Genomic DNA, 17429 nt, shown 5'->3' with positions numbered 1-17429 from the left:
ACGTTGTCAGTAGGTGTACTATGTATTCATGGATTTTCAGGTGGACCATATGAGGTGAAGCCATTCACAAGTTATTTACGTTCACATACAGATTGGATAATTGAAGAGCCAACATTGTCTGGGCATGGTGAAGAATTACATATGAGTGGTTTTAAGGCGAAACACTGGTTGATGGATGCAGAATTAGCTTTCCGATCGTTGGCAAAAAAAGTAGACGAGGTAATCGTTGTGGGCTTTTCAATGGGAGGAATTATAGCGCTATATTTAGCTAAACGCTATAAAGTGAAAAAGCTTGTATTACTAAGTGCTGCTGCAAAGTATGTGAGCCCTAAGCAGCTAGTCAAAGATTTTAAAATGTTAGCTACTGAAGCCTATCACCATAATTTGACTAATAACGAACTCTATCTACGATACCATCAGAAGTTTAGCAATGTGCCACTTGCCTCAACAGTAGAATTTATGAAGTTGGTAAGAATGGTGGAACCGTATTATCAGCATATACAAATTCCGGTATACATTGTGCAGGGAAAGTTGGATGGGATAGTGCCTTATCATACGGCTCAATTTCTTTTTGATGAATTAGCCTCTGTAGACAAGGTTTTGTATTTTTCTGATAATGGCAAGCACCATATATGTTTTGAGGAAGATTGCTCTGAATGGTTTCCACAGGTTTTAATGTTTTTGAAAGACAAATAAAGTAGTCAGATTATTACGACTCATGCGTTATCGTTGCATAGGAATTAAAGCCATGTTAGACTAGTGTAAGCAATGGATACATTTTGTGCGAAGACTCTTCATATTTGGTTGAAGAGTACTTTTTTTTGAACACAACGGTTTTATTCTAAAGTGAAAAATTACGACAGAATTGAACCGCTCGGTAAAGACCGGGCTTTCCTTTTCATATAAGAGAGCTCTATATGGACTATCATGTAGAGAAAATTTTTAAGTAACGGAAACGTTCCACTACACAGGCTCGAATTTGCCGACAACTTCATCTGAAAATGTAACCATTTGTCAACTTAAAAGGAAAAAAAGGAGATTGAGAAGTTTGACAAATTTTTCAGAATTAAATATTAGCGAATCTACATTACGCTCAGTAAAGCGTATGGGATTTGAAGAAGCAACACCAATCCAAGAAGGTACTATTCGTTTTGCGATTGAAGGCCGTGATGTATTAGGTCAAGCACAAACAGGTACTGGTAAAACTGCCGCTTTCGGGATTCCACTAATTGAAAAAATCGATCCAAAAAACCCTAATATTCAAGCATTAGTCATTGCTCCAACTCGTGAGTTAGCGATTCAAGTTTCAGAAGAGCTTTATAAAATTGGCTATGACAAACGCGTAAAATTATTATCAGTATACGGTGGTCAAGAAATAGGCCGTCAAATTCGTGCACTGAAAAATAGACCTCAAATCATTGTTGGTACGCCAGGCCGTATTATTGATCATATTAATCGTCGTACGTTAAAATTAGAAGATGTTCAAACATTAGTATTGGATGAAGCAGATGAAATGTTAAACATGGGCTTTATCGATGATATTAATTCAATCTTAGAAAACGTACCTTCTGAGCGCCAAACATTACTGTTCTCAGCAACAATGCCACCAGCAATCCGTAAAATTGCAGAAACATTTATGCGTGATCCAGAGATTGTAAAAATTAAAGCTAAAGAACTAACTGTTGATAACATTGATCAATATTTTGTTAAGTCTGCTGAACGTGAAAAATTCGATATTTTATCTCGTTTATTAAATGTACACCAACCAGAGCTTGCCATTATTTTTGGTCGTACAAAACGTCGTGTAGATGAGCTTGCACAGGCACTATCTATACGTGGTTATTTAGCTGAAGGTATTCATGGTGATTTAAGCCAAGCGAAGCGTATCTCCGTATTACGTCAGTTTAAAGAAAATAAAATCGATATCCTTGTTGCGACTGATGTAGCCGCTCGTGGACTTGATATTTCTGGTGTAACACATGTTTATAACTTTGATATTCCTCAAGATCCTGAATCATATGTTCACCGTATTGGACGTACAGGTCGTGCAGGTAAATCAGGTCTTGCCGTAACATTTGTAACACCTCGTGAAATGGGTTACTTACGTATTGTAGAAGAAACTACGAAAAAACGTATGACACCTCTTCGCCCACCAACAACAGATGAAGCATTAGAAGGACAACAACGCTTAGCTGTTGAAACACTGGAAGGTCTTATTGCTAATAACAATTTAGGTGATTACCGTACACTTGCAGCAGAATTATTAGACAATCATGATGCTGTTGATGTTGTTGCAGCTGCTCTACGTTCATTAACAAGAGAGCCAGACGATACACCAGTAACAATTACAGAAGAACGTCCATTACCAATGCGTCGTGAACGTTCTAGCAATAATCGTGGTGGCGGTGATCGTGGCCGCGGAAACCGTAGCTTTGGCGGAGGACGTCGTGACAATGCTCGCAGTGGAGAACGTCGCAGTAGCAGTAGCCGTCGAGAGGGTGGACGCCGTGAAGGCGGACGTCGTGAAGGTGGACAAGGTCGTTCTCGTTCTCCAAGACGTCACGAAGGATAATTTTAGACGAAATACACTTAACTTTTATAGTAAACCTTACAGTCATGATGGCTGTAAGGTTTTTTTTTCGGCTATAGTTGAAACAAAAAGGTGATTAAATTCGTATACACCTAATGAAGAAAGAGGGGGAACGACAATGAGAGCACAACCAATTCATCAAATTTCTCGTAAAGGGCTAACCGTGTGGCGTTTGTATGGAGTCATACAAACATTGGTACTGTTAGTCGTAGCAGGACTTGTAAGCTATGGTACTTATTATTTTGAATGGCCTTCATTTATTTACTTCATAGCGTGTGCAATTGTATTACTAAGTACGATATTATCTATTTTTATTTTCCCGAAAATAAGATGGGAGAGATGGCGCTATGAAGTTCGAGAGCATGAAATCGAAGTACAACATGGTTTATTTGTTGTGAAACGCACATTAATTCCAATGGTACGTGTGCAACATGTTGATACAACACAAGGGCCAATATTAAAAAAATACGACTTAGGTAATATCTCTATTTCTACAGCTGCAACTGTACATACGATTCCTGCACTTGTTATGGATGAAGCAGACGTACTGCGTGCGCGTATTTCTGATTTAGCAAGGGTGGCTGAAGATGATGTCTAAGGAAATTAATCGTTTACACCCAGTGTCTGCAATTATAACAAGTGTAAAAGCATTGAAAAGTATGATATTACCAATTGCAATTATTATCATAAGTAACGGCTTTAATTTTTCTTTGAATTTTCGTAGTGATCATTTTTTTGAAACCATTTTACTTTTCGGTGTATGGGGAGTTGCAGCACTTCTTGCGCTCGTGGGAGGAATTATAAAATGGCGGACATTTGTTTACTGGTTTGAAGATGGGGAGTTACGTGTGACATATGGATTATTTGTTAAAAAGAAACGTTATATCCCTTTTGAACGTATACAAAGTTTAAATTACAATGAAGGCGTTTTTCATCGCATTTTTGGTTTAGTGAAAGTTCAGGTGGAGACTGCTGGTAGTAAAGGAGGAAAACCTGAGGTTGAGCTGACAGCCATTCGCAAAGCGGCAGCAGATGTTATTGAATTAGAAATGCGTCATGCTAAAAACGAAGCGGTTCAACAACAGGATCAAGTGCAGGTAGTAGAGGAAGCGACACCAACTCCGATGATTTACCATATGTCCATGCGAGATTTACTGGTATTAGCAACAACATCTGGTGGAATTGGTGTTGTATTATCAGGTCTTGCAGCCGTTGCTTCACAATTTTCCGATATTATTCCTTATGAAACTGTATTTCATGAGTTAGCTGATTTTGTGAAAATTGGCGCATTTTTAGTGGCTTTGACGGTGATGGTTGTTTTAATTGTCGCTTGGATTGTATCGGTGGTCATCACACTGATAAATTATTATGATTATACGGTCCGCATTGAGGAAGAAAAGTTGATTATTACAAAAGGACTGTTAGAAAAAAAGCGTATTACTTTGCCGTTGAATCGAATTCAGGCAATTCGTATTGTGGAAAATCCATTACGTCAGTTAACAGGCTTTGCTACAGTGGTTGTTGAAAGTGCTGGTGGTAATGGTGAAAATGGAAATGATAAAAAAATTACACTATTTCCACTTATTAAGAAGCTGGATTGTATGCAAACATTAGAACAGCTTTTCCCAGATATGAATTGGCAGCCTACATTTACTCGCTCACCGAAAAGGGCAAGACCATTTTTTTATCGCATTGATTTTTTCTGGTTAGTTCCGATTATCGGTGCATCTATCTATTTCTTTTATCCATACGGGTTATTGTCATTGCTGTTAATTCCATTAACAATTTTACTTGGTATTTGGCAGCATAAAACAGCAGGCTATCAAATAGATGGCAAGCAACTGGCTATGCAGTATCGGGTGTTTAGTCGAATTACGTTAATCATGGAGAAGAAGCGAATTCAATCTATTGAAAGTACACAATCATACTTTCAAAAAAGAAAGAATGTTATGTCTGTAAAAGCAACCGTCATGTCAGGAGCAACTGGTACAACGGGGAGTGTTTCCAGCTTAGAGCAACAAGATGCCGAGACGATCTTAACATGGTATGAACATTAATGAACAAAAAAGCTAATCCTTTCAATTTTATGGAAGTATTAGCTTTTTTAACTATAAATAACATGAGATGCTGTTTATAATAAAATAAATAGAACAAAAGGGGTGGAGACATTGTTTAAATATGACATTCATGAAAGCGCTTATTTAAAGCTTTTGGATTTAAGTGATGTAGAAGAGTTATTCGCTTTAACTGACCGTTCAAGGGATACATTACGTGAATGGTTGCCCTTTGTAGATGATGTCAAAACAGTAAAGGATACTGAGCAATTCGTAAAAAATGCTATGCAACAATATGCTGATCACAATGGCATACAAGTAGGGATTTACTATGATGGAAAGCTTGCGGGTGTTATTGGTTATCACCAAATCAACTGGCAACATAAATGGACAAGTATTGGCTACTGGCTAGGGAATGAATTTGTAGGAAAGGGGCTCGTTACGAATTCCATGAAAGCATTGATTGATTTTGCCTTTCATTATTTAAAGTTAAATCGTATAGAAGTGCGTGTTGCAGTTGGAAATATTCGTAGTCGTACAATCCCAAAGGTATTGGGCTTTCATGAAGAAGGGCGTTTAAGGGATGCTGAGTGGCTATATGATCACTACGTAGATCAGGTTGTTTATGGTTTAACAGCAACTGAATGGAAAAAAATAAAGATGTCAAATGAAGCTACAGTGGTTTTATAATGGAGGTCCTTGTAAGGAAAGAGGAGCTGCTCTATAGGTGAGCAGCTCCTCTTTTTAATGTTATGGTCTACCAGCCATCTTTTGTTTGCGCCAACTTAAAATTCTTTTTGGATGTAAATAGACAAGTCCAAGGATAAATCCGGTTACTAAACCGCCTAAATGAGCAAAGACATTCACATTTGGTTGGAGAAAGGTCATAATGACACTGATGACGATGATTGGTAAAATGAGCTTACGAAGCATGGGCATTGTACGTCGCGTATAGTAAACTAATGCCCCAAATGCACCAAAAATTCCAAAAATAGCCCCACTTGCACCAAGGCTCGCATAACTACTATCATAGAATATATAGGTTGCCATGTTGCCTACAATACCTGATACTAAATAAATTGTAATGAAACGTGCTTTCCCTGCGATTTTTTCTAGCTCTGGTCCAAAGAGATATAAGGAAAACATATTAAAAAACACATGCATAAAACCTGCATGTAAAAACATGGCAGAGAAAACACGCCACCATTCACCACTTTGAATCAGGAAATTTGCTTGGATTCCGTAATTCCACAAGAGTGTTCCTATGCTGGGTATGAGAGACAATACATAAAGAGTAAGATTTATTGCTATTAAAGTTGAAACAACAGGGTAATACTTTGTATATTGCTTAAAATTTTCCGTTCTACTAAACATGGCTCCACCTCAATTTACAATTATTATACATGCCCTGTTGGAAATAGGTAAAGGAGAAGGTTCACATGATTAAGGGAATTGGCCTCGATATTGTAGAGATTGATCGTATTGCAAAGGCTATGAAACGAACAGATAAATTTAAAGACCGCATTTTAACGATAAATGAAAAAAAAATATTTGATGGTTATTCGGAAACTCGCAAAATAGAATTTTTAGCTGGGCGATTTGCTGCAAAAGAAGCATTTTCGAAGGCTCTGGGAACAGGGCTTGGGGAACAATGTAAGCTTCATGATATGGAAGTGTTAAAAGGAGCAGCGGGCAATCCTGTTTTATATTTTAAGGATGAACTTGTCAACGGATTTGTTAGTATTACGCATTCTAAGCAATACGCAGCTGCTCAAGTAATCTTATTAGAATAGTACTTAACTTGTCTAAAAGGATTGCATGTAAATTTAAATATATTGCCCTTTCTTCAAATGACATAACTGACAAATACGGTTCATATATTGTCGTAGTGGATTTGAAAGAAGAAAGGGTGAAAGCGTGGGCAACCGTATAGTTAAATGGCTCGTCTTACTTTGTACGATATTACTTCTGTCGGCATGTGGTGCAGCCTCACAGGAAAAAGTGTTGAAGAAAGTGAATGGTAAATGGGCAGAGACGAATGGTTATGAATTAAATGCATCGATGGAAATTAAATCGGGTGGGGAACCTAGAAATTATGATGTAACAGTATGGCACACAAAACCTGATTTCTATCGAGTAGAAGTAGTTGAAAGTGGGAAAGATGTTTCTCAAATGATTGTACGTAATGCTGATGGTGTTTTTGTCGTAACACCAACATTAAACAAAATGTATAAATTCCAAAGTGATTGGCCAAAGAAAAATAGTCAGGCATACCTAATTGGAGCGCTAGCAGAAGATTTAGCAGAAGATAAAAATCTTGTCATGAAAGAAGAAGAAAAAGCATATATATTTGAAGCGGCTACTAGAAATAGCTATAAGAACAGTATGCCACATCAGGTTATAACAGTAGATAAGAAAACTTTATTGCCAACCTCAGTAGTGATTATGAATGATGTGAAAGAAGAGCAAATCAAAATCACATTTAAGAAAATTAAGCTAGGTGTACAACATGCTGCAAAAGAGTATGCAGTTGAACAATTCACTGATAAAGATAACACGAAAGGTGAACAAGCTACACCTGCCGAAAAAGAAGGGCAAGAAGATAATGAGGATAAGGAAGCTGTTGGAGCAGAAGTTGAATATCAAGAATTCCAAACACATTATCCTGTTGTAAATTGGGCACAATTAGCGAATGAAAAAGTTGTGCAGGAAAGTGGAATGGAACGAGTAATCTTAACATACGATGGTGAGAAGGCATTTACTGTTATGCAGCAACCAGTAATGAAGGAAAATTCAATGTTACCTGTATCGTCACCTGGTGATCCAGTTGATTTAGGCTATACAATTGGTGCTATTACAGATACATCAATTAGTTGGGAAAAAGATGGCGTTGAATTCTTTGTAGCATCAAGTAAATTAACGCGAGAAGAAATGATTGAAGTTGCTACATCTATGACGATAAGTAGTATGAAGTAACTTTTCTGGCTACAGCCTTCTGGAATACGGAGGCTGTAGCTTATTGATAATTAAAATGAACCTATAAAGTATAGGCTCATCCGAAAACTAAAACTTTGTGTGTACAAGCTAAATCGACATACTTTGCAATATGTATGTCCTACATAATGTTTTAATTAAAAATAAAGAGGGTATTCTTATGAAGACACAGCAGTTTTTTCGTCCAACAAAAGCAATAATAGACTTACAAGCAATTCAACAAAATGTAAAAAACTTAAAAGAATTTTTACGACCTAATGTTCAAATTATCGCTGTAGTAAAAGCAAATGCGTATGGTCATGGAGATGTAGCCGTTGCACGGGCAGCTCTTGAAGCTGGTGCCACAGTACTTGCAGTGGCAACGCCCGATGAGGCATTACATATTCGAGCACATTTTGAAGAACCAGACATATTAATATTAGGTGCATCTCCAGTTTCGTTTGCTCCTTATGCAGCGCAGCAACGTATTATACTTACGGCATTTGCCGATGATTGGATTCAGCAAGCTGCTTCTCTTTTAGTGGATGAAGCGCTTCCTTTACGACTTCATATAAAAATAGATAGCGGAATGGGTAGAATAGGTATTCGCTCAGAGCAGGAATTATTAGAGCTCTATCAAACAATACAGTCTGCAGATAACATGGAGCTGGATGGAATATTTACACACTTTGCGACAGCTGATGAAGAGGATACGCTACATTTTGATCAACAGGTACAATTTTTTGAGAAATGTTTAGCTGTAATACCTAATAAGCCGCGACTTGTTCATGCATCTAATACAGCCGCCTCATTAGTAAAAGATCCGCATTTACAATATGATGCTGTTAGATTTGGTATTTCGATGTATGGATTATCACCTTCTTCCTATGTGAAAAGTATATTACCTTTTCCCTTGTTACCAGCGTTCTCGCTTGAAAGTGAACTTGTTCATGTAAAGCAAATAAAATCAGGTGATCCAGTTGGCTATGGAGCTACATATGTTGCTCCGACAGATATGTGGATAGGAACCATTCCAATTGGCTATGCAGATGGCGTGATTCGCAAGTTAGGTGGACAAGAGGTTTTAATTGATGGACAAAGAATGCCGATTGTTGGACGAATTTGTATGGACCAATGTATGGTTGCCCTACCAAAAGCATATGATATAGGTGAGAAGGTAACACTCATTGGTCGACAAGGAAATACTGGAGTATCGATCGATGAATGGGCAACAAAGCTCGAAACAATTAATTATGAAATACCATGCATTATAACAACAAGAGTTCCTAGAATATATCTTTAGTTGTCTTTCATTAGAATAAGTCAAATCTCAATGTAATGTCATGAGCAATGTTCCAAGTTGAATTTGGTAAATAAATTAGCACTGGAGAACTTATTTCTTTTCCAAAACATAGTAATGACTCATATTTGAAAACACATTGCAATAATAATTATTCAGCATATACCTTCGACAACCAACATATTTTTACAATTTGTACTTCAAATTGTCAGATATTTTGTCATTTCATGTCTTTTCAACAATATCTTTCAATGATAGAATGGGAAGTAATGAAAAGTGTATGGTTCCGTTGGAGGTGCTTGCTGTGTACGAGAAAAAGTTAAGAGAAGCTACAATTGCTGTTCAAGACAGACTATTTCTACAAACAAAGGAAGTAATTGAAGGTGAATCTTTTGTGCGTATTTTGGCGCGCAAAAATTTAATGCAGGAGCAACCAAATCAAATACGGGAAGCTATGATTAAAGGATATGTTGAAATGTCTCATATTAATTTAATGATTGCGAGCGAATGCTTGCATGCAGAGTATGAAGCACAACATATGGTGGAGCGTCTCGTTAGCGGGGGATGACACTTTGAATGTAAAACGTGGTGACGTTTTTTTTGCAGACTTATCACCGGTAATAGGTTCTGAACAAGGAGGCACTAGGCCGGTGCTGATTATTCAAAATGATATTGGCAATCGATTTAGTCCGACTGTCATCATCGCAGCTATCACTGCACAGATTCAAAAGGCAAAGTTACCGACACACGTTGAAATCAATGCTGAAAAGTATGGTTTTGAACGTGATTCGGTTATTTTGCTAGAACAAGTGCGGACAATTGATAAGTCAAGATTGACGGATCGTATTACGCAACTGGATCATGCTGTGATGGAAAAAGTTGATGGTGCGTTGATGATTAGTTTAGGTCTAGTTAAATTTTGATATACATATGTGTATAGAAGCATCGAGATTATGATATCTCGATGCTTTTTTGTCTTATATCCTTGAAATGTCTTTACCATAATTTGAATTACGATAGATCTTGCTCAGCAAGCGATTTTGCTACGAAAGATGAAGTACCTGAAATAATTAAGCCAAGGTGTAATTGATAAATGTTACAAAAAGCTTTAAGATATACACAAGATTTTTAATAAAAATAGATTTTTGAAAAAATTCTTAAAAGGTATATGAAAATTTACATAGAATATTCCATTTATAGAGGCAATTCATTCATTTTAAATGATGGCAAGCAGTTTGAATAAAAGTGTAAGAGTATAACTCCAAAGGAAATGGAGGGACAGCAGTGACATATAGGTCTTCGGTTGAAATTATTACAGAGTGGGATATTGTTGCAGCTAGACAACTGGGGCGCAATGAAGCGAAAGCACTTGGATTTGGCACTGTTGATCAAGCCCGCATCACCACGGCAATTAGTGAATTAGCACGAAATATTTATTTATATGCAAGTATAGGTATCATAGCAATTGAAAGGGTTGAAGCAGATACTGAAAAGAAAATAGTTGTTGTTGCAACAGATCAAGGGCCTGGTATTAAAGATGTTCGTAAAGTAATGGAGGATGGTTATTCCACCTCGGGGGGGCTAGGTGCTGGTTTGCCAGGTGTTAAACGATTGATGGATAGTTTAGATATTCAATCTGTCGTTGGAGAGGGAACAACGATAAGAGCGGAAAAATGGTTGCGTTAGGACGTGAAGAAAACTGAAACAATTAGAAGCTCAGTATAAAAAAATATTAGCAGATTATATGGTCAACCAAACAGAAAGAAATTTATATATCGCTCAGAACTTCACACGTCAGTTAATTCAAAAAAATATTTCTCCCGAGGATGTTATTAGCATTCATAAAAATGCTGTAGAACAAATATTTCCGAATCAAATGAACGAATCACAGCCTGCTTATGATTTTTTGATTGAAGTAATGGTGCATTATGGAATGGCACATAGAGAGCATCAAAGTTTACTTCAAAAGCAAGCTGAATATGAAATGGAAATGAAAATAGCGACAAACATCCAAAAAACATTGTTGAAAACTTATGTGCCGAATATGCAAAATATTGATATAGGTATGATTTCAGTACCTATTCGAAAAATGAACGGCGATTATGTACATTTTTTTCATGATGGAGAAGAATATTTGAGTGTGGCTGTGACAGATGTTGTCGGTAAAGGAGTTCCTGCTGCTTTATGTATGTCGATGGTGAAATATGGACTTGAAACATTAGTATATGCATATAAAGATCCCTCATATGTTTTAGAAGTTATTAATAGGGTAATAGAAAAAGGTGTGGATGACAGTATGTTTGTTTCGATGTTTTATGGCTGCTTAGATGTAGAGCAAAACATTTTTTCTTATGCTTCGGCAGGCCATGAACCAGCTTTACATTATAGTGCAAAGAACGATCAGTTCTTTACCTTAGAGGCTAAAGGTTTACTATTGGGTGTATTGTCTGAAACAAACTATACGTTTCATGAAATTGTGTTAGAAGAGAATGATTTGATTATTATGATGACCGACGGTGTGACAGAATTTAGAGTGAAAGAAGAATTAAATTCGCGAGAGGTAATCACAACTTTAATAAAAGAAAATAGACATTTATCTGCCCAGCAATTGTGTCAGCTCCTTTATAAGGAAATAGAGAGAGTGCAAAATTTTAAACTATTTGATGATTTTACTGTAGTTATTTTAAAAAAATAGGTTTAAGTTTAAATTGAACAGGGTAGAGAAAATAGTCTAACAAATATGGTGGAGGTGTGCTATATGGACGTAACGATACATTTTAAAGAAATTGATCATAAATTATTTGGCTTTGTTGAGGGTGAGATTGATACGTTTACTGCTTCAGGATTACGAGACGAATTAGAAGCTGTGAAGATTACAGAGGGTTTAGAAATTGAGCTTGATCTATCAAAGGTAAATTACATGGATAGTACAGGACTTGGGATTTTTGTTGCCTTTTATAAAAGAGCATTACGTGAAAATGGTAAAGTAAAGCTCGTTGGTTTATCGAATAGGTTACAAAGATTATTTGAAATTACTGGTCTTAGTGATTTGATGGATATCGAAACTGATAAAAAGGTGGAATTAAGATAATGAAGGAATTTGACTATATTGAAATTAGAGTTCCTGCTAAACCGCAATTTGTCAGTGTCATTCGATTAACTGTCTCGGGCTTAGCGAGTAGGATTGGCTTTAATTATGATGATATTGAAGATTTAAAAATTGCAGCAAGTGAGGCTGTGACAAATGTTGTTCACCATGCTTATAAAGACGAAGAAGAGGGTGAAATTGTCATCGGGTGTGCGCTGTATGACAATAAAATGGAAATGATGATTGCGGATTACGGCAATAGTTTTAATTTTGAAGAGATTAAGTCTAAGATTGGGCCGTATCATCCTGAAGAAAGTATTGCAGGGCTAAGAGAAGGTGGTTTGGGACTTTATTTAATGGAAACTTTGATGGATGAGGTGATGATCAATAACGATGGTGGCGTAACTGTCTTCATGACAAAGTATGTCACTAGGGAGCAGGTGGAGAAAAATGTCGAAAGAATCACTACATAAATCTTCATCTAAAGAAGATGTACTTAAGTGGATTGAATTGTACCAGTCAACGGAGGATGATGAAGCACAAACCAATTTAGTGATTCATTATCGATATCTAGTTGAATCTATAGCTCGTAAATATTCGAATGGTAAATCATATTATGATGATATTGTTCAAGTAGGGATGCTGGGATTGTTAGGTGCAATAAGACGTTTTGATCCGAATGTTGGTCGTAGTTTTGAAGCTTTTGCCGTGCCAACAATTGTTGGGGAAATCAAACGTTTTTTACGTGATAAAACATGGGATGTGCATGTGCCTAGACGTATAAAGGAACTTGGGCCGAGGATTAAATCAACGGTGGAGGCGCTGACAATTGAATTACAGCGTTCTCCATCCATTAAAGATATTGCTGAACGATTAGAAGTAGCAGAGGAAGAGGTACTAGAAGCTATGGAAATGAGCCGTAGTTATCAAGCTCTTTCTATGGACCATTCGATAGAGTCAGACTCAGACGGTAGTACAGTCACGTTATTCGATATTTTGGGCAGGGAAGACGATGGCTATGAAATGACCAATAAACGAATGATTGTTTCCGAGGCACTGGTTGTGTTGAATGAGAGAGAAAAACAAATTATTCAGCTTACATATCTAGAGCAACTTAGTCAAAAAGAAGCTGGAGAACGATTAGGGATTTCTCAAATGCATGTATCGAGGATACAAAGGAAAGCAATAAAGAAATTACAAGAGGCTATTCTAGCAAGTGGCGGTGTTTCGCTCTAATCTTTCGTGGGTGTTTAATGAAAAATACCTTTAAAATGAATGGAAATAGTCTACTCATATTCGTCTGAGTAGACTATTTTTTTGCATTTTTAGTAAAGTGTAATGGTAAAATGAAAAGAAAAAGGTAGTGATGATGTGGAGCAAAAGCAAATGTTACAGCTCATTGCAAAGGATGTAGCAGTCAAACCAGGGCAAGTAGAAGCTGTTATTAACTTATTAGAAGAGGGAAATACGGTACCATTTATTGCGCGCTATCGAAAAGAGGTTACAGGATCACTCGATGAGGTGCAAATTAAAGCTGTAGAAGATCGTTATCACTACATACAGCAACTTGAACAACGAAAAGAAGAAGTTATACGATTAATCCAAGAGCAAGAAAAGCTTACACCAGAATTAGAGCAGGCTATTCTTTCGGCAACAATCTTACAACGTGTTGAGGATTTATATAGACCATATAAGCAAAAACGACGTACAAAGGCGACGATTGCAAAAGAGAAAGGTTTAGAGCCTCTTGCAGATCTCCTGTTAGCATTTAGTGATGATGCATTAGAGCAATTAGCAACTGACTTTGTGGACAACGAACAAGTTGCTAATACGGAAGAAGCCCTGATAGGAGCTCGAGATATATTAGCAGAACGTTTTGCGGACGATGCCTCTATTCGTGAAAAAATCCGAGCTTATTCATGGAAAGATGGAATTCTTGTGACGTCTGTGAAAAATACAGAAATCGACGAGAAAAATGTGTTTGAAATGTATTACGAATATGAAGAGCCTGTTAGTCGCATTGTACCACACCGTATTTTAGCGATAAACCGAGGAGAGAAAGAAGAAATCTTAAAGGTTTCTATTCATGTGCCGGTGGACCGAGTATTAATGATTATGTGGAAAGAATGGATACCTGCAACTGGTTCATCTCCTGCTATTGCAGAAGTTAAACTAGCAATTGAGGATTCGTACAAGCGTTTAATTCAGCCTTCAATTGAAAGGGAATTACGAAACGAGCTTACAGAAAAAGCGGAGGCACAGGCTATTCATATTTTTTCCGAAAATTTACGTAACCTATTGCTACAACCACCTATGAAAGGTAAATATGTTTTAGGGGTTGATCCAGCTTACCGTACAGGTTGCAAGCTAGCCGTTGTAGATGAAACTGGGAAAATGCTTGAGGTTACAGCTATTTACCCACATCCACCGAAACCAGATGTGGCAAAATCCAAAGCTATTGTAAAAGGAATTTTGGCAAAGTATCCAATAAGTATAATTGCCATTGGTAATGGTACAGCATCTCGGGAGACAGAACAATTTATCGCGGATGTATTAAACGAGCTTACTACTGACATAGCCTATGTGATTGTCAATGAAGCGGGGGCATCTGTTTATTCAGCATCTGAAATTGCACGTACAGAATTTCCTGATTTACAGGTTGAACAACGTAGTGCTGTCTCCATTGCACGTCGCTTACAGGATCCTTTATCGGAGTTAGTGAAAATTGAACCAAAAGCTGTGGGTGTAGGTCAATATCAGCATGATGTTTCTCAAAAAAAATTAAATGAATCGCTTTCTTTTATAGTAGAAACAGCTGTTAACCAAGTTGGTGTTGATGTAAATACAGCTTCATCATCACTTTTACAATACGTTTCTGGTCTATCAAAAACTGTTGCAGAGAATATCGTAAAGACGCGAGAGGAAAATGGTCAATTTACTACACGTGCGCAATTAAAGAAGATTCCAAGGTTAGGCGCCAAAACGTATGAACAAGCTATTGGTTTCCTACGTGTCCCAGAAGCAAAAAATCCGTTTGATGCTACAGGTATTCATCCTGAGAGCTATGCCCTTGCTGAGCAAATATTAGCAGAGGCTCAAATAGATAAAAAAGAGTTAGGGACACAGAAGGCAGAGGAGGCTATTGCAGCACTAAATATCCAAAAGTTAAGTGATGTGCTTGGAGTAGGAGTTGTGACAATTCAAGATATCGTGGATACTTTAATGAAACCTAGTCGTGACCCGCGTGATGCATTCCCGCAACCATTGCTTAAGACTGATGTATTAAAAATGGAAGATTTAAAAGTAGGTATGGAATTGCAGGGGACGGTAAGAAATGTAGTAGATTTCGGCGCATTTGTTGACATTGGCGTGAAGCAAGATGGACTTGTGCATATTTCTAAACTCCAAAATAAACGTATTAAGCATCCATTAGAAGTTGTGGCACTTGGGGATATTGTAACTGTCTGGGTTGAACAAATAGATGTAACGAAAGGGCGTATCTCTTTAACGATGCTTCCTCCTAAAAATCAAGCATTAGTTTGAGTACTAAATTTTTGCCACACTGTCTATACTACGCAGTGTGGTATTCTTGTTGTTAGAGGTGATTACTATGGACAATCAAGAATTACAAGAGCTTGTTCGTCGCTTATCTTTAGAAAACTTTCAGAGGCCTTTTCTGCATCAAGCCTACTTTAATCCGAGATTACGGTCAACGGGAGGACGATATCTTTTACAATCCCATAATATTGAGATTAATCCTAAAGCCTATGAGTTATACGGTTTGAAAGAGATTCAAGGTATTGTTTTACACGAATTATGCCATTATCACCTACATATTGAAGGTAAAGGGTATCAGCATCGAGATAAAGATTTTAGAGAATTATTAAGGAAAGTAGATGCCCCTCGATTTTGCGCAGTTTTACATGTCCCGAAAGCTACAGTTAAAAAACAACGACGACGCTATACATATACTTGTGTCAATTGCCACCAATTATATATACGGAAAATAAAAATGAATGTTGAAAAGTATTGTTGCAGTAAGTGTTTGGGGAAATTAAAATTAGTAGAGTAAAAAAAGTTTAAAAAATAGTTGACGTTTTGTTGAGTTGTCCCTATAATAGTAAAAGTCGACAAGATAACGACGACAACATAACATGAATTATTCCGAAGTAGCTCAGTTGGTAGTAGCACCTGACTGTTAATCAGGTTGTCGCAGGTTCGAGTCCTGCCTTCGGAGCCATGGCCCCTTGGTCAAGTGGTTAAGACACCGCCCTTTCACGGCGGTAACACGGGTTCGAATCCCGTAGGGGTCATTTTTCATAATTTAATGTAAATAATATTTTGGTCCCGTGGTGTAGCGGTTAACATGCCTGCCTGTCACGCAGGAGATCGCCGGTTCGATCCCGGTCGGGACCGCCACTTATTGGGGTATAGCCAAGCGGTAAGGCAACGGATTTTGATTCCGTCATGCCTAGGTTCGAATCCTAGTACCCCAGCCATTCATTTCTTAATTCGAGCCATTAGCTCAGTTGGTAGAGCATCTGACTTTTAATCAGAGGGTCGAAGGTTCGAGTCCTTCATGGCTCATCTCTTTAAGAAAAAGAGTTGACTTTTTGAATTATCATAGTATAATAAAAAAGTTACTAATTGAATGCGGTCGTGGCGGAACGGCAGACGCGCTAGGTTGAGGGCCTAGTGGGGGCAACCCCGTGGAGGTTCAAGTCCTCTCGGCCGCACCAAGTCAATTAATTAATTTCATATGCGCCCGTAGCTCAATTGGATAGAGCGTCTGACTACGGATCAGAAGGTTGTGGGTTCGACTCCTGCCGGGCGCGCCATTTTTTCAAAAAATATATGCGGGTGTAGTTTAATGGTAAAACCTCAGCCTTCCAAGCTGATGTCGTGAGTTCGATTCTCATCACCCGCTCCAAAAAAGTGTTGACAACCTCTTGGTTGTATGGTAAATTTAAATAGTTGTCCAAAAGGGCGATGACATGAACCTTGAAAACTGAACAAGCAAAACGTAATCAATAAAGTTTTAAGTAGCTAGTTTTGCTAGTGAACGAAACACAATTTTGGACATCAAACATGATGCCAGCAAAACAATTTGAGCTAATCAAATTTCTTTTATGGAGAGTTTGATCCTGGCTCAGGACGAACGCTGGCGGCGTGCCTAATACATGCAAGTCGAGCGAACAGAAAAGGAGCTTGCTCCTTTGACGTTAGCGGCGGACGGGTGAGTAACACGTGGGCAACCTACCCTATAGTTTGGGATAACTCCGGGAAACCGGGGCTAATACCGAATAATCTCTTTTGCTTCATGGCAAGAGACTGAAAGACGGTTTCGGCTGTCGCTATAGGATGGGCCCGCGGCGCATTAGCTAGTTGGTGAGGTAACGGCTCACCAAGGCGACGATGCGTAGC

The 17429-nt window shown here is 37.9% G+C and carries 18 protein-coding genes, 8 tRNA genes and 1 rRNA gene; 26 read left to right on the top strand and 1 reads right to left on the bottom strand.

What is annotated here, in order from left to right:
• The first annotated feature begins 3 nt into the window (after positions 1-3).
• The 5 genes from EW028_RS10720 to EW028_RS10700 all read left to right on the top strand — a co-directional run bounded on the left by EW028_RS10720 (position 4) and on the right by EW028_RS10700 (position 5334).
• On the top strand, positions 4-696 hold the full coding sequence (locus EW028_RS10720; RefSeq protein ID WP_131520851.1) for an alpha/beta hydrolase: 693 nt from the start codon (positions 4-6) through the stop codon (positions 694-696).
• 352 nt (positions 697-1048) lie between these two features.
• Positions 1049-2572, top strand: coding sequence for a degradosome RNA helicase CshA (cshA, locus tag EW028_RS10715; RefSeq protein WP_054549592.1), 1524 nt, complete (start codon positions 1049-1051; stop codon positions 2570-2572).
• 136 nt (positions 2573-2708) lie between these two features.
• On the top strand, positions 2709-3188 hold the full coding sequence (locus EW028_RS10710; RefSeq protein ID WP_131520850.1) for a PH domain-containing protein: 480 nt from the start codon (positions 2709-2711) through the stop codon (positions 3186-3188).
• The gene (locus tag EW028_RS10705; protein ID WP_131520849.1) at positions 3181-4647 is read left to right on the top strand and encodes a PH domain-containing protein; all 1467 of its coding nucleotides are present in this window, start codon (positions 3181-3183) and stop codon (positions 4645-4647) included. Before EW028_RS10710 ends, EW028_RS10705 begins: the two co-directional genes overlap by 8 nt.
• 111 nt (positions 4648-4758) lie before the next feature.
• Positions 4759-5334, top strand: a complete 576-nt coding sequence (locus tag EW028_RS10700; protein WP_131520848.1) for a GNAT family N-acetyltransferase — start codon at positions 4759-4761, stop codon at positions 5332-5334.
• A gap of 60 nt (positions 5335-5394) precedes the next feature.
• Here the strand turns inward: EW028_RS10700 and EW028_RS10695 are convergent, their stop codons facing one another.
• Entirely contained in the window at positions 5395-6018 is a 624-nt protein-coding gene (locus tag EW028_RS10695) for a rhomboid family intramembrane serine protease (RefSeq protein WP_048394279.1), read from the bottom strand.
• 65 nt (positions 6019-6083) lie between these two features.
• On the opposite strand from EW028_RS10695, the gene acpS reads away from it, so the two are divergent.
• The 21 genes from acpS to EW028_RS10590 all read left to right on the top strand — a co-directional run.
• Entirely contained in the window at positions 6084-6437 is a 354-nt protein-coding gene (gene acpS, locus EW028_RS10690; protein ID WP_004232050.1) for a holo-ACP synthase, read from the top strand.
• 124 nt (positions 6438-6561) lie between these two features.
• Complete coding sequence (locus EW028_RS10685) at positions 6562-7620, top strand: LolA family protein (RefSeq protein WP_048394283.1); 1059 nt, start codon at positions 6562-6564, stop codon at positions 7618-7620.
• A 178-nt stretch (positions 7621-7798) separates the two neighbouring features.
• Positions 7799-8920 (top strand): alanine racemase, encoded by a 1122-nt coding sequence (alr, locus tag EW028_RS10680; RefSeq protein ID WP_131520847.1) that lies wholly within the window; start codon positions 7799-7801, stop codon positions 8918-8920.
• 301 nt (positions 8921-9221) lie between these two features.
• Positions 9222-9485, top strand: a complete 264-nt coding sequence (locus EW028_RS10675) for a hypothetical protein (protein WP_004232053.1) — start codon at positions 9222-9224, stop codon at positions 9483-9485.
• Between the two features lie 4 nt (positions 9486-9489).
• Complete coding sequence (locus EW028_RS10670) at positions 9490-9840, top strand: type II toxin-antitoxin system PemK/MazF family toxin (RefSeq protein WP_004232054.1); 351 nt, start codon at positions 9490-9492, stop codon at positions 9838-9840.
• A 361-nt stretch (positions 9841-10201) separates the two neighbouring features.
• A complete protein-coding gene (locus EW028_RS10665) occupies positions 10202-10603 on the top strand; it encodes an anti-sigma regulatory factor (RefSeq protein WP_048394287.1) in 402 nt (133 codons plus the stop codon).
• Between the two features lie 58 nt (positions 10604-10661).
• Positions 10662-11612, top strand: a complete 951-nt coding sequence (locus tag EW028_RS10660; protein WP_048394289.1) for a PP2C family protein-serine/threonine phosphatase — start codon at positions 10662-10664, stop codon at positions 11610-11612.
• Positions 11613-11675: 63 nt separating this feature from the next.
• Positions 11676-12008: an STAS domain-containing protein gene (locus EW028_RS10655; RefSeq protein ID WP_016993414.1), complete on the top strand. Its 333-nt coding sequence runs from the start codon at positions 11676-11678 to the stop codon at positions 12006-12008.
• Entirely contained in the window at positions 12008-12478 is a 471-nt protein-coding gene (rsbW, locus tag EW028_RS10650; protein ID WP_016993413.1) for an anti-sigma B factor RsbW, read from the top strand. Before EW028_RS10655 ends, rsbW begins: the two co-directional genes overlap by 1 nt.
• Positions 12456-13241, top strand: a complete 786-nt coding sequence (gene sigB / locus EW028_RS10645) for an RNA polymerase sigma factor SigB (RefSeq protein ID WP_066038032.1) — start codon at positions 12456-12458, stop codon at positions 13239-13241. Before rsbW ends, sigB begins: the two co-directional genes overlap by 23 nt.
• A gap of 135 nt (positions 13242-13376) precedes the next feature.
• A complete protein-coding gene (locus tag EW028_RS10640) occupies positions 13377-15548 on the top strand; it encodes a Tex family protein (RefSeq protein WP_131520846.1) in 2172 nt (723 codons plus the stop codon).
• 67 nt (positions 15549-15615) lie between these two features.
• On the top strand, positions 15616-16077 hold the full coding sequence (locus EW028_RS10635) for a SprT family protein (protein ID WP_103118888.1): 462 nt from the start codon (positions 15616-15618) through the stop codon (positions 16075-16077).
• Between the two features lie 91 nt (positions 16078-16168).
• Positions 16169-16245 (top strand) — tRNA-Asn (locus EW028_RS10630).
• A gap of 1 nt (position 16246) precedes the next feature.
• Positions 16247-16318 (top strand) — tRNA-Glu (locus EW028_RS10625).
• 30 nt (positions 16319-16348) lie between these two features.
• Positions 16349-16424: transfer RNA gene (locus tag EW028_RS10620), tRNA-Asp, on the top strand.
• Positions 16425-16429: 5 nt separating this feature from the next.
• A tRNA-Gln gene (locus EW028_RS10615) sits at positions 16430-16504 on the top strand.
• Between the two features lie 15 nt (positions 16505-16519).
• A tRNA-Lys gene (locus EW028_RS10610) sits at positions 16520-16592 on the top strand.
• 66 nt (positions 16593-16658) lie between these two features.
• A tRNA-Leu gene (locus tag EW028_RS10605) sits at positions 16659-16744 on the top strand.
• A 22-nt stretch (positions 16745-16766) separates the two neighbouring features.
• Positions 16767-16843, top strand: a tRNA-Arg gene (locus EW028_RS10600).
• An 18-nt stretch (positions 16844-16861) separates the two neighbouring features.
• Positions 16862-16935 (top strand) — tRNA-Gly (locus EW028_RS10595).
• A gap of 196 nt (positions 16936-17131) precedes the next feature.
• Positions 17132-17429 (top strand): 16S ribosomal RNA (locus EW028_RS10590); the annotation flags it as partial.

It is taken from the genome of Lysinibacillus sp. OL1, from assembly GCF_004332175.1.
Taxonomy (GTDB): Bacteria; Bacillota; Bacilli; order Bacillales_A; family Planococcaceae; genus Lysinibacillus; species Lysinibacillus capsici.
Note: the sequence above shows the minus strand (reverse complement) of the source record. Positions and strands in the feature narration are given on the sequence as shown.